Genomic DNA, 14103 nt, shown 5'->3' on the forward strand with positions numbered 1-14103 from the left:
TACCTATGCTTTAAAAATCGATTCTTTTAATTTCAGAGGTATTTCACTATTTTTCTCTATTCATTACCCTTAATCCCAAGGAGTTAAGATATGGAGAAAAGACGTCTCGGCAACAGTGATATGGAAATAACAAGAATTGGTCTTGGTGCCTGGGCAATAGGTGGGAGCTGGCAATTTGGCTGGGGACCACAGGATGATAAGGAATCCCTTAACACAATACTTAAAGCAATCGAAGGGGGCATAAACTGGATTGATACTGCGGCAGTTTATGGACTGGGACACAGTGAAGAGGTTGTTGGTAAGGCAATAAAGCAGTTAGGGAGCCAGGCACCGTTGATATTTACCAAGTGTGGGCTGCGTTGGAAAGAAAACAGCTCCAAAAGAAGCGCCTTTCCTATTCTAAAGAAGGAAAGCGTTCGTGAGGAGATTGAAGGGAGCCTTAAGAGGCTTGATATTGAAACGATCGATCTGTATCAAATCCACTGGCCAAGACCACCGGAAGATATTGAAGAAGCCTGGAGTGAGATGGTAAAGCTTAAGGAAGAGGGAAAGGTGCGCTGGATCGGAGTCTCAAATCATAATGTAGAACAAATGGAGAAACTTAACCAAATAGCCCCCGTTACAACCCTGCAGCCACCCTATAACCTGCTCAACAGATCTGTAGAAGAAGAGATTCTCCCCTACTGTGCAGAGAAGAATATTGGAACCATTATCTACTCCCCTATGGCATCAGGACTTCTCTCAGGCAAAATGACACCAGAGAGAATTAAAGCACTCCCCAACGATGATTGGCGCAAATGGTCTGACAACTTTAAAGAACCGGCTCTAAGCCGTAATTTAACCCTGGTGCAAAAACTCTCTTCAATTGCAAAAGAAAAAGGGGTAACTACTGCAGAAGTAGCAATCGCCTGGACACTAAAAAATCCCGCTGTTACTGCAGCGATTGTGGGTATGCGAAAGCCTGAACAGGTAAATGAAGTCATTGGTGGATCAGATTTTACACTCACAGATGAAGATATTAAAAGAATAGAGGGATGATTTTTTCTAACGGATAACCGTTGGAGCAAGACGTTTTGCTCGTTTGGCCTAACTCAAAAGAGTTGGGCCTTTTTTTACACAAAAGGAGGTGATCATAGATGGAAAAGTTAGAGATAGTCGAAGTTTCAAGAATCCGAGGTACAACGTTAATTAAACTTATTCTTTTAGGCTTTACCACAGGATTTTCCCTGCTTGTGTGCATCTTTGGTTTTTTTGCATTTTTGGGGTTCGAAGTATTGCATTATAATGAACAATACATCACAGGCTTTAAAGCTTTAATAACTTTACCATTTAGTGTCTTTATTGGATTTATTTTAGCTCTTTTCTCCTCATTTTTCACCTACATTGGTCTTAGATTATATTCGCTGTTTCGAGGTATTTCAATAGAGTATATACTTGGTGAAGAAACCGATCAGGAAATTATACATGGAGATGTTGAGGACTAAAAAAAAAATTATTTTACCGATCGTTCATTTGTTTGTCTAATCCAATGTGTTTCTCACTCTTGTGTTCTAAAGGAACAATCAACGCTTTGATGCCGTTCTTATCTCCCATCTTTTTAGTAAGCAAAAGCTGTTTAAAAGAGAAATTCCTGCTGAAGAGAGAGGGGGCTGCTAAAAAAACGCTGGGATCTTTCGACTCGTATCGATAGATAACTTTTTCTCAAACGGCCGTAATCCCCTGCTACCAACCTACTACACACCTATTGGCTTAACTCATCTTTATGGTTCTTTTGGCATTTAAGTTAGAAGGGATAGTTATCTACTTAACTGACTTTGCCTACAGAGCTAAGATTCAGTTTTCCTGGAAAAAAGTAACTATTACGGATACAAACATTTATACCGTTGCAAAACGAAGGCCATAAATCAGGAAAAATTGCGCTGCTCTAATTTTTTTTTGCAATCCCATCCCAGAGAATCGAATTCTTAATGGTGATTCCTTTAATCAGAATGGAAACATCTCTCATTAAAAGGATACAGCTATTATGAATACAACAATAGGCATACTTTCTATGCAAAAAGTGGTTAATTACGGTTCCTTTCTACAGGCATTTGCCCTGAAAAAGGCTATCGAATCACTTGGTAGTGACGTATACTTTCTGGATATTAACCAGGGTGAATATCTTCCTGGGTTAGAGATAAGGAAAAATCGAAGATTAAAGTCCTTTATCTCATCTCTATACTCCGGCAAATTGCAGGCCAATCAAAGAAGAAAGCAGTATTTTTCTGAATTATCAACTCAATTCAGGGAAAATTATTTCAAAATACTTGAACTAAGCAAAGACAGCCCCTCCTTTTTTGATGGAGTAATTATTGGGAGTGATGAAGTTTTTCATGCCTGTCAGCAATCACCCTGGGGCTTTTCTACCCAGCTTTTTGGGAGAGGGTTACCATCCAAACACATAATTTCTTATGCTGCATCATTTGGTAACACAACTGTTGAAAGTATATTAAATTATGGAATAGAAAACACCATAACCGAATCTCTTAAAAATCTCGACTCTATCTCCGTCAGAGACAGCAACTCTTATGAAATAATTCGTTATCTTACTGAGTATCGCCCCTCAATTCATGTAGACCCTGTGATGTTTTACGATTTTTCAGATTACATGGGAGAGATTGATACCAAAGACTATATCCTTATTTACACCTATCCGGAAAGAATTACTCCCCGGGAGCAGGAAAATATCACTCACTTTGCCAAAATCAACAACAAAAAATTGATCTCTATCGGGTGTAGCTATCCCTGGAGTGAAACAGTTATTCCAGATTCACCATTTGAGGTTCTCTCCTATTTCGATAATGCCGATTACGTTATTACCGATACATTCCACGGTACAGTATTTTCCATCAAATATAATAAAAACTTCTGCACCTTTATCAGAAACACTAATAAGCACAAACTTCTGTTTTTACTGCAACAATTTGATCAGGAAAATCGTCAGGCTGAGAGTGAACATGACCTGTACAGAATACTTATGAACGAGCCCGACTACTCAAAAACAAATGAATTAATCAAATCCGAACGCATGCGATCTATCGATTACCTCAGTGATTTTACCCACACTATCAGAGTTTAAGAGAATGTGTGCGGGTGTATATAAATATTTGGTACACACCCGCACACACTCTCTCACCTTACATGCTATTCTCAAAACTATGAAAACATTCATCACAAGACTTGGTACATTTATTGAATTTTCTCTACTCATGCAGTACCCAATTCATCAATAATAAAAATGAGGTACTATGAGTTTAGAAAAAAATAAGAGAATTGCAAAGAACACCATGATGTTATACATTCGTATGCTTTTAATCATGGTGGTGTCTCTTTTTACTGTCAGGGTCGTTCTAAACACTCTTGGCGATGTAGATTACGGTATTTATAATGTTGTGGGCGGTATAGTCGTAATGTTTAATTTTTTAAGTGGTACCATGTCTTCAGCATCCCTTAGATTCTTTGCCTTTGAACTCGGGCGCAAAGATTACCAAAAGCTTAAGCACATTTTCAATCTGACATTTCTTATGTATACAGTATTAGCAGTTTTAGTGTTGGTTGTAGCACAAACTGTTGGTTTGTGGTTTTTGAATACCCAGATGAATATTCCTGCCGAAAGGCTAAGTGCTGCAAATTGGGTGTATCAATTCTCCATCTTCTCCTTTATTTTGACCATCATGACTCTTCCGTACAATGCAATCATTATTGCAAGAGAAAACATGAAAGTGTTTGCTTATGTAAGTATAGTTGAAGCACTACTGAGACTGTTGATCGTCTATCTTTTACTACTTTTTCCGGTGGATAAATTAAAACTTTATTCAGTTCTTATGTTCTCTGTTGTATGTATCGTCACCTTTATTTACCGAACCATCTGCTCCCGAAACTACCCGGAATGCAAGCTTAGTTTTTTCTGGGATAAGGATCAGTTTAAAACTCTGATAAGTTTTTCCGGTTGGAATATGTTTGGCGCACTATCCGGGATGCTGAAAAACCAGGGTTTAAATATTCTCCTGAATCTGTTTTTTGGGCCAGTAGTCAATGCTGCACGGGGTATAGCGTATCAATTAAGTGCCAGAATCAACGAATTTGTTATGAATTTCTCCCGGGCCATTAATCCTCAGATTACTAAATATTATGCTGCCAATGAAAAGAACAATATGCATAATTTAGTCTTTCGGGGATCGAAATTTGCCTATTTTCTCCTATTTTTTGTTTCCATGCCGCTAGTACTGGAAACCAGCTTTATTTTAACGCTTTGGCTTGGAAATCTGCCTGAATATACGATTCTTTTCACCAGACTTATCATTGCACTGGCTCTGGTAGATTCCCTATCCTATGCACTGATGACAGCAGCTCAGGCAACCGGAAAGATTCGAAATTATCAGATAGTGGTTGGCAGTATACTGTTATTAAATATTCCCGCCTCTTACGTCTTACTAAGAGCCGGACACCCACCACAGGTTACAATGTATGTTGCCATTACTACAGCCACCATATGCCTTATATTAAGAGTATACATGTTGCAAAGAATGATCGATCTTTCATTTTGGGGTTTTATGAGATCCGTAATACTCTCTGTAATTACTGTTTCAGGTTTGGCCTACATTCCACCTATTGCGGTAATGTCTTTTATGCCAAATGGTTTTTTGCGTTTTTTGATGGTATGTATTAGCGGAGGAACCTCATCCCTTATAACCATCTACTTTTTAGGTTTCTCTTCTAAAGAAAGGACCTTTTTAACAGTCATGGTTAAGAATAAACTGTTAAAAAGATCTAAGCCACAAAGTAAACGTGAAAGTGTTTCTGTAAAATCATAAATTGTTTTAAAAGGATCTCAACGAACAATTCAATTTTTTTTAGTCTAAAAATTATAATTATTATTTGGAAGTAATCATTACTGCAAAGGGCAATTTATCAAGGAAGTCCCCTATCATCATCTCTTCTTTAATTTTCAGCTCTGTGCCATCTAACATATTATTCATAATCATTCCGGTTACAGAGTAGGGTAGAACAACACGTGTGTCCTGCCAAACTTCCAATCCTGTTGGATACTGTTTGATCTTAACCAATTGAGAAGTGAACCTGGGAACAATTACAATCATTACAGCATGCTCGCTTTCTCTTAAAAACGCGATACACTTGTTTGAGTTCAGCCCTTTAATTTCCAACGGTACATAGTTTGAAACACTGAATACCTCCGGTGATTGTGCACGGATAGCAAGTAGCTTTTTTATAATAAAATGCTTTATATGGGGATCTGGTGCCTTTGAGAGCAGCTCAAAAATATCTGCATCTTTTTTTACCGTTTGATTGAAACCGGAGAAGTTGATACTATTTCGGTTATCTGTATCTCTCAGATCCCATAGTTCAGTACCCTGGTAAATATCGGGTACACCCGGTAAGGTTAGCTTTAGCACTGTTTGAGACAGAGAGTTAACAATACCAAACCAGGAGATACTTCTTGTAAAATGCGTAAGCGAATCTACAAACAGAGGTGATTTATCTTTATCAAGACTTAACTGTACAAAGTCTGTCACCGCTTTTTCATATTCCTCATCAGGTTTAATCCATGCGGTATGCACTTTGGCTTTTCGTATGGCCTTAATCATGTAATTACAAATGGACTCAATATATTCTTTATCTATAGTGCCGTCAAAGGGAAAGGTACCCAGTACTATTTGATAAAAGAAATACTCATCATTATGATCCGGCCAGGTCACCCCTTCTTTTTCCTGTAAATAGCAGGTATTTAGCTTTCTCCACTTAGTGACCTGGTTTTCCCACTGTACAGGCATCTCTGCTATTACCTGCAATCTTGCCCGACAATCCTCTCCCCTTTTAGTCTTATGAGTAGTAAGAGTATTCATGCTCATCGGATGCGCATGGTTTCTTTCCTTAATAAACTGATGGAAATCGTCCAGAGGGAGACCAAAATGTAGGGGCCATCCACCGATTTCATTAAGAGCAATGTGCCGGTTATAAATATAAAAGAATGTATCTTCAAACCCTTTTGCCATAAGTGGTCCAGTGAACAGCTGAAAACGCATCACCGCTTTTTTCCAGTTATCGTCATACTCATTCTCAAGAACAGTATCACCCTTCAGCATCAAAAACCGTTCTATAAAAGCAAATTCGACGGTTAGATCCGGCATTGTTTTTCTTGCACTTCCCAGAGCTTCAGAAATATATTTTGCATCATTACTGGTAAAGTGAGCTGAAGTAATATAAGTGCGGTATACAGGAAAATGTGTAAGAACCTCAACCAAAGCACGTTTAAGACCATAAAGAGTGATATCTCTTCCCATCAAGTCCACATCCGAAATACGGATTATCATATGAGCAAGGTTATCTATGTCCCCTGCCATGTTTTTCCCTATGATTAGCCTCTTCTTTTCGATCTGAAGCTGCTCAGGATTTAACTTTTTATCTATACTTTTTTGATATACTCTGTTTATCTTTCTTTCTGATTCAGTATCACAATAAACATAGCTTAGGTGGTTCAAGAAATCGTAGCCAGTAGTTCCATCTACAGGCCAAGAGTCAGGAATATGCTCCCGTTTATGTAAAATTTTATCGACTACAATATATGCATTGGGAGCATTTTTACGAATTCGTTTCAGGTAAGTTTCCGGATCAAACAGCCCGTCTATATGATCAATGCGCAGTCCACTTATCAGTCCTCTTTTAACAAGATCCAAGACGAATGAGTGTGTGAGATCAAATACATGTTCATGTTCAACCCGAACACAAATTAAGTCACCTTTAGTAAAAAATCTTCTGTAATTTATCTCCTGGGTAGCAACTTTCCAGTACGAGAGTCGGTATTTCTGTCTTTGCATCAGTTTATCAAACTGTGCATTAGCTTCAGATGATCCTGTTGAAAAGCTGTTAAGCCGTTTAGTAATAAATTCACCTACACTGTTGTCGGCTTCTATATAATATCTTAATTTTTCTTTTACCTGCTCGAATGTACTATAGTAAGTTTCTTTTTCATTTTTATCTATAGTAATAAGCACATCTACTATTTCCTGTAAGATTGTATGAGAAGATGTACTTTCCGGGTAATTTTTACAAAGTATATAAAGATATGATTGTGGTGAAAGTGGGTAGCGCTGATTATCATAAGCAACTCTCAGCATCCCCTCTTCAAATATAATCTTCAATTCACCATCGATAATACACTGGCCATACGGTTTATTGAGAAACGGTGCAAGTACGTGCCCGGTTAAGCTGTCATACTGATGATCCCACTGTATATCGAAGAAATCATGATATTTTGAATGCTGCCCTTTTTCCAGCACATCCATGAGCATGGCGTTTTCGTGAGAAAATGCCATATGATTGGGAACGATGTCCTGAAGCCAACCCATTTGTTGTGTTTTGACCTCTTTGAGCAGGCTTTCAAACTCATCAATGGTTCCAAGTTCAGGATTGACCTGTGTTGGATCACAAACATCATAGCCACTGATACTTCCTTTTCTCGGCCGCGTCACAGGAGAGGCATAAATATCAGTAATCCCAAGTTTTTTGAGGTATGGCAGGTATTGAAGTGCGTCTTTGAACTTAAACTGAGGTGTAAACTGTATTCGGTACGTTGCTTTTGAACTGGAACCCTTTGACATAACTTATTTTCCCTTACATGTGACTAATACTATTGAAACCCTTCTTCTAACCACATAACACTTATCCTAATTGGTTATACTGCAATCGCTAACTTTAACGCTTAAACGCTCCTCGATTACAGATATATAGTAAAAGGCCCAAAAGAAAGAAGGTGGTCCCACTTTTTCCTTTCGCCCCTTCTCCTAACCATAGAAGGTAGTAATATACATAATTTTTTAACATTTTGGGCGGATGCACTAAAATTGTTATCAGAATTTTTTCCGTTTAATTATCAAATGTAATGCTATAGAGGATTAAGATTTTTTCTTTTCCCCTTAATGGCAGTACCTTATGCTTACGTCATATCGAATCCGAGTGTGTCAGAAATTTTTTAGTATTCCATTTAGTTTCTGTGGAAGTAAGTGAGATATGTTCTTTTACTCATTGGTGGATTAACCCTTTGCACCGAGTTCTTTGGTTCAACCTCACGGTGGACACTCTTGCATTTTGCTAACAGTTCACTGCCACCGCCCAAATCTTACACTTTGTAGAAAAGCGCCATGGCATGGCACCATGTAAAAAAGGTAGTTACTATAGAGTAACTACCTTCAAAAAACTGCAAACGAATTGCTGATCTTATCTTACAAGGTTAAATTTTCTACTTGCCGAGATACTCTTACCAGTTTTGTCCCTTGCTTGTAAGTTCAGGAAATAGAGTCCCTGCGGGAGGTTAAGATATGAAATCGAAGCACTTGCTCCAAGCTCTGAACTTCTCAGTGTAAGTGGCGTATTTTTAACTACTGCACCACGGGCATTTATCACAGTCATCGTACCTTCATAAACCGGTACAGGAGTTTCCCAGCTAACACTGAGCCTACCCTCTAAATGTTTTACTATCAAAGGGTTGTTTGCATTTTTACCAACCGGTTTTCTATTTACAGATACCGGAAAATCTCCTTCAGAACCGATAAAATTAACATTATCAATAGTTAAAGACCCCTCTTCGTCCTCCTGAGCCTCCACCTTAATTCTTAGTTTCATCAATCTTTCGATATCAAGAGCAGCATCTGACAGTGAATCACCCCAAGCAGGAAGCATAAAACACTGTAAAGGCAGTTTCACTGCCGCCCATTCCGTGTCTGTAGGTGGTAACAGAATATAATGGACCACACCCTCTCCCCTTAACCCGGTATATGCCTCATGATCATATACTTCAACTGTTACCATATCTACATTTGTGCACGTTTTATACTCAAGATAAATGCCACTAGCACCATCAGCGGCTGCATTGTACCACGTCAGTCCGGTAGTGTCGAAAAAAGAGGTTTCGATCCCTGCGTATGGGTTTTGTCGATATCCACTATGAGTGAATCGGGAGCCCATAGTAAATTCGATGTGGGCACCCAAACCGATTCTTCCCTCTTCAGTAATCTCAATTTCATTGTGCTCATCAACTCCGGATGTAATGCTACTGGTACCGCTTTTTTCAGAGTCGGTAAAACCATACCACGGAAAACCTGCAGTAGAGTTTGCCCCTGATTCGAAGTCACTGAATATTGCACCTGGTGGGACATCTGGTAGTGGATCAAAAGATTGTACACCTCCTGTCCTTGAAGAGCAACACCTAAGATATATGTCATCTACTAACAACCAGCCCTCATCAAGATCCGGATCGTTTAGACCGGAAGCAATAAATGAAATTCTTTGAGCATTAGCTGGATCGTAAGCGACATCATCTCCCCAGTGCTGTTGTTCCAGTTCGCCGCTTCCCCCATCACCGCCACTAATCATAATGCTATATTCTTCCCATTCTGTACCAATGGTCAGGTCTTTACCATAGTAATCACCATCGGTGACCCCAGCGGTCTCCAGATTGAATCGAACTGTCATTTCAGTACTGGCTTTAGCAAAAAAAGAGATAGTAGTTATATCGGTTATATCAAGTACCTGGTCATCAGGAACCAGGTTAGTACCCATTCCAACCCAGGGATCAAATGTGCTGATACCGGCCGAATCACTGAATGGCTCACCCAGTAAAAAATCCATTCTTGCGCTGTAGTTTGAGTTGTAGCCAGGTGTGTATCCACCATCAAACAATAACATACCACTTGAGCTATCTATGGTGGCATTGGTAATCTGAGAGGTGCCATTATTTGGTGCCTGGGCATCGGAGAAAAAGTACCAGTAATCTCCAAATAAATTTTGATTGGTTCCGTGTTCAAGATCATCCAGTTTATCACAATGGCAACAACTGTATGTTGAACGCACCAAAATAGAAATGAACAATAATAAGCAGATGAACATTGGTTTGTGTGAATGATGATACATATACATAACTCCTCAGTTAGGGTAAGTTTGAATTACATATTTTTACAATTCCTTTTTCTTTTATTCCTTTTAGCGTTAGCAAAAAACTCAGATGCCCGGGTATTAAAATATATACTGTTGATCTTAAAGTAAATAAGCTTGAGACGTACTCAACCCCTTTGAATTTACATTCAAATAATTCAACATGTAAGCAATAGATTAATAACGGTTTGGATCTGTTCCTGCACACAAAAAAGAGGTCCTGGGAAAACCACCAGGACCTCTTTTACAATCAAATAGAATTCAACACTATTTAGGTATTTTACTTTTCATTTTACCCAACATTTTGGCTTATAGGGTTGTTTTTTCTCTTAAACTCCACTTCTCTAAATAAGCAGTAAAGAACCGGAGACAAAAAGATAGTCGTAAGAGCCATAATCATTCCACCAAAAGCCGGTATTGCCATTGGAACCATAATATCCGAGCCCCTTCCTGTTGAAGTAAGCACAGGCAAAAGAGCCAGTATTGTCGTAGCAGACGTGGTAAGCGCGGGGCGGACCCTCTTGAGTGCACCATTAACGGTAAGCTTCCTAATCTCATCGATACTTTTTGTGCTTCGATCAGAAAACTGTTGATCAAGATAGGTACACATCACTACCCCATCATCGGTGGCAATGCCAAACAAAGCAAGAAAGCCAACCCAGATAGCAACACTTAGATTGATAGTGTGCATATTAAACAGCTCTCGAATATTTACTCCTAATAAAGAGATGTCCATAAACCAAGATTGACCATACAGCCATATTAAAATAAATCCACCCGACCAGGCTACAATTATACCCAGGAATATTAAAGATGTGGTCGAAATTCTTCTAAACTGTAGATAGAGAACCATAAAGATCAGTATAAGCGCAAGAGGAAGTATAACCATTAACGTCCTCTCTGAGCGGACCTGGTTTTCATAGTTACCAGCAAAATGATAGGAAACACCATCAGGGACCACAAGTGACCCCTCATCAATTTTACTTTGTAAATATTCTCTCGCAGCTTCAACCACATTAACTTCAGCATACCCAGGTCTGCTATCAAAAAGAACGTAAGAGGTTAAGAAGGTTTCTTCTGCTCGTATCATATCCGGACCTCTTCGATATATAAACTCACCAAGCTGATTTAGAGGAATTTGTGCTCCTGAAGGTGTTGGTACCAACACACTTCCCATGGTTTCAGGATCTGCCCTCAGTTCCCTTGGATATCGTACCCGTACACCATAACGTTCTCTGCCTTCAACAGTGGTTGTTATTGTACGTCCTCCGATTGCTACTTCAATAAGATTCTGTACTTCTGCAACGGAGAGACCGTAGCGGGCAATCTCACCTCTATCGATATCAAACTCAAGATAGGGCTTCCCCACAATTCTATCAGCCAATACTGCAGCCGGGTTAACTGATGGAACCTCTTTGAGAAGCTCCTCAAGCTGAAGCGAAAACGTCTCTATAGATTCAATATCCGGCCCCATCACTTTAATTCCCATTGGAGCACGCATCCCACTTTGAAGCATTACAACCCGCGCAGCAATGGGTTGGAGTAACGGAGCACCGGTAACCCCCGGCACGGATGCAGCCATAGATATTTCATCCCAAATATCATCCATGCTCTCTATCTCTGGACGCCACTGCCTGTAGGGCCTTCCCCTTGGATCTTCTATCAGGTTTCCACTTGCATCCCTGACAAACTCACTTTCTCTTCGATTATATCTGTAATTGATTCTTCTACCAGACTCATCTGTACTGAATTCCGGTTTTATATTTATTACCGTTTCAAACATCGATACCGGCGCGGGGTCAAGAGGACTTTCTGCTCTGCCTATTTTTCCCACAACCGATTCCACCTCAGGGATCTGCCTGATGGCCATATTCTGAATCCTCATGATATCCTGAGCAGCACCCTGAGACCCGTGAGCCATGATAGTTGGCATGTAAAGAAAAGAACCCTCGTCGAGTGGTGGCATAAATTCCCTTCCAAGCCCGGGAAAAGTATGTGCAAGCGATACAACAGGTGCACTCTGTTTTACAAACCCAGGCAAGAAAAAGAACACTTTTGAAAACCCCAGCCAAATAGAAAGAGCCATGATTATAAAAAATCCAACAGGAACTAAAAAGACAACCTTTCTTTTGAGAAAGTAGCTGAGGATAGTTGCATACTTTTTTTCGAAAAGACGAAAGAGAAAAAGTACACTTCCTGCAGCAGCAGCCACAAATAGCAGATTAATAAAGGTTGAACGTTGTGATCCAAGCGGTAACCATTCAAAGGTAAGCAGAGTTCCTATTACCACGACAAATACAGCATTAACCGCCCATGGCAGCCATTTTTGTACTCTTTTGGATGCAAATATTTCAAGAAACATTTTTACCGCAAAAGAAACTACAATTACACCAGCCCACCAGGCAACTGCAAAGGTGAGATATAATCCGGTTAATGTTAATATTGAAGCAGTAGCGATTCTGACACTTTTGGAAGATATTTTACCTCTCTGCCTAAGAACCAAATGAGCCAGAGCCGGAAGAAGTGTTAACGCTACAATTATAGAAGCGATCAGGGCAAATGTTTTGGTAAACGCAAGGGGTCTGAAAAGCTTACCTTCAGCAGCAGTCATTGTAAATACCGGAAGGAAACTTATTATCGTAGTTGTTACAGCGGTAAGAATCGCGCCACCAACTTCAGAAGCTGCCCTGAAAATTATATCAATTCGCCGCTCTCCATCTTTGGCATTATTTAGGTGTTTTAGCATGTTCTCCATTAAAATCACTCCCATATCCACTATTGTTCCGATAGATATGGCAATTCCGGACAGAGAAACGATATTCGCGTCTACACCAAAGTATTTCATACCCAAAAAGCTCATGAGTACAGCAAAGGGCAGTATGCCTGAAATGAGTATTGAACTACCAAGGTGATTAATCATAACTATAACCACAAGTATAGTTATTAAAATTTGAAGGTATATAGCTTCGCTTAGAGTCCCCAGGGTTTCGTTGATCAGATCAGTTCTGTCATAAAAAGGAACGATCGTTACCTGTGATTCAGTTCCATCCTCCAGTGTTTTATTGGGAAGACCGGGTGAAATCGTCTCGATCTGTTCTTTTACACTCTGTATCACTTCAAGAGGGTTTTCACCATATCGGGCTACAACTACTCCACCTACAGCTTCAACCCCCTCCTTATCGAGTACCCCACTCCTCAATGCAGGACCCAATGTAACCTTTGCTACATCTTTTATCATTATAGGAACATCGTTACGCACCGTAACAACAGCCTGCTCCAGATCCCCGACACTTTTGACAAAGCCAAGACCCCGAACCATATATTCAACCTGATTAATCTCTACAGTTCTGGCCCCCACCTCTGTATTACTGTTCCTTACTGCATCATAAACCTGATTGATAGTGATACCGTGTGCATTCATAGCAGCCGGATCCACATCAATCTGATACTCCTTAACAAAACCTCCAATTGAAGCTACTTCTGAAACTCCTTCCGTAGCAGCAAGAGAGTAGCGCACCTGCCAATCCTGAATAGACCTAAGTTCCTGAAGATCCCATCCACCGGTTTCATTGCCATCCTTGTCGCGCCCCTCAAGAGTATACCAAAACACCTGACCTAAAGCAGTCGCATCAGGCCCAAGCGCAGGACTTACCCCCTGAGGCAGTGTACCGGCCGGCAGTGAAGAGAGTTTTTCAAGAATTCTGCTTCTTGACCAGTAAAATTCAGCTTCTTCATCAAAAATTACATACACCATCGAGAAACCAGGCATAGAGAAGGACCTCACACTTCTAACCTGAGGTATTCCCAGTAGTGAAACAGTAAGAGGGTAGGTAATTTGATCTTCCACATCCTGTGGCGAACGACCCTCCCACTCTGTAAAAACAATCTGCTGATTTTCTCCTATATCAGGTATGGCATCAACCGCAACTGGCGAGCGAGGTATAATGTCCAAATCCCAGTTAAACGGAGCTACAGCTATACCAACACCAAGTATTACAATAGCCAGCAGAAACGTCACCACTTTATTTTCAAGGCAAAACCTTATCAGTTTATCAAGCAAACTCATTGGTTTGTTTATATTATTATTCATAAATTTTTCCTTATCTAACAGGCATT

Annotated in this window: 7 protein-coding genes; 4 read left to right on the top strand and 3 right to left on the bottom strand. The window is 39.9% G+C overall.

All coding sequences use genetic code 11. The features are described from left to right. The first annotated feature begins 90 nt into the window (after nucleotides 1-90). The 4 genes from QA601_02065 (at nucleotide 91) to QA601_02080 (ending at nucleotide 4853) form a co-directional block, all read left to right on the top strand. Complete coding sequence (locus QA601_02065; GenBank protein MDG5813848.1) at nucleotides 91-1038, top strand: aldo/keto reductase; 948 nt, start codon at nucleotides 91-93, stop codon at nucleotides 1036-1038. A gap of 98 nt (nucleotides 1039-1136) precedes the next feature. Beyond that, nucleotides 1137-1484, top strand: a complete 348-nt coding sequence (locus QA601_02070; GenBank protein MDG5813849.1) for a hypothetical protein — start codon at nucleotides 1137-1139, stop codon at nucleotides 1482-1484. 539 nt (nucleotides 1485-2023) lie between these two features. After that, a complete protein-coding gene (locus tag QA601_02075) occupies nucleotides 2024-3118 on the top strand; it encodes a polysaccharide pyruvyl transferase family protein (GenBank protein ID MDG5813850.1) in 1095 nt (364 codons plus the stop codon). A gap of 169 nt (nucleotides 3119-3287) precedes the next feature. Then, nucleotides 3288-4853, top strand: a complete 1566-nt coding sequence (locus tag QA601_02080) for an oligosaccharide flippase family protein (protein MDG5813851.1) — start codon at nucleotides 3288-3290, stop codon at nucleotides 4851-4853. A 60-nt stretch (nucleotides 4854-4913) separates the two neighbouring features. Here the strand turns inward: QA601_02080 and treY are convergent, their stop codons facing one another. The 3 genes from treY to QA601_02095 all read right to left on the bottom strand — a co-directional run bounded on the left by treY (nucleotide 4914) and on the right by QA601_02095 (nucleotide 14077). Beyond that, nucleotides 4914-7658, bottom strand: a complete 2745-nt coding sequence (treY, locus tag QA601_02085; GenBank protein ID MDG5813852.1) for a malto-oligosyltrehalose synthase — start codon at nucleotides 7656-7658, stop codon at nucleotides 4914-4916. A gap of 616 nt (nucleotides 7659-8274) precedes the next feature. After that, complete coding sequence (locus tag QA601_02090) at nucleotides 8275-9966, bottom strand: carbohydrate binding domain-containing protein (GenBank protein MDG5813853.1); 1692 nt, start codon at nucleotides 9964-9966, stop codon at nucleotides 8275-8277. A 313-nt stretch (nucleotides 9967-10279) separates the two neighbouring features. After that, the gene (locus QA601_02095; protein MDG5813854.1) at nucleotides 10280-14077 is read right to left on the bottom strand and encodes an efflux RND transporter permease subunit; all 3798 of its coding nucleotides are present in this window, start codon (nucleotides 14075-14077) and stop codon (nucleotides 10280-10282) included. Between the last annotated feature and the right edge of the window lie 26 nt (nucleotides 14078-14103).

The organism is Chitinispirillales bacterium ANBcel5 (assembly GCA_029688955.1).
Classification (GTDB): domain Bacteria; phylum Fibrobacterota; class Chitinivibrionia; order Chitinivibrionales; family Chitinispirillaceae; genus Cellulosispirillum; species Cellulosispirillum alkaliphilum.

What these genes read in the sequence shown, in the direction of transcription:
- QA601_02065 (MDG5813848.1), top strand. Translation starts at nt 91, where the DNA reads ATGGAGAAAAGACGTCTCGGCAACAGTGATATGGAAATAACAAGAATT.
- QA601_02070 (MDG5813849.1), top strand. Translation starts at nt 1,137, where the DNA reads ATGGAAAAGTTAGAGATAGTCGAAGTTTCAAGAATCCGAGGTACAACG.
- QA601_02075 (MDG5813850.1), top strand. Translation starts at nt 2,024, where the DNA reads ATGAATACAACAATAGGCATACTTTCTATGCAAAAAGTGGTTAATTAC.
- QA601_02080 (MDG5813851.1), top strand. Translation starts at nt 3,288, where the DNA reads ATGAGTTTAGAAAAAAATAAGAGAATTGCAAAGAACACCATGATGTTA.
- treY (MDG5813852.1), bottom strand. Translation starts at nt 7,658, where the DNA reads ATGTCAAAGGGTTCCAGTTCAAAAGCAACGTACCGAATACAGTTTACA.
- QA601_02090 (MDG5813853.1), bottom strand. Translation starts at nt 9,966, where the DNA reads ATGTATCATCATTCACACAAACCAATGTTCATCTGCTTATTATTGTTC.
- QA601_02095 (MDG5813854.1), bottom strand. Translation starts at nt 14,077, where the DNA reads ATGAATAATAATATAAACAAACCAATGAGTTTGCTTGATAAACTGATA.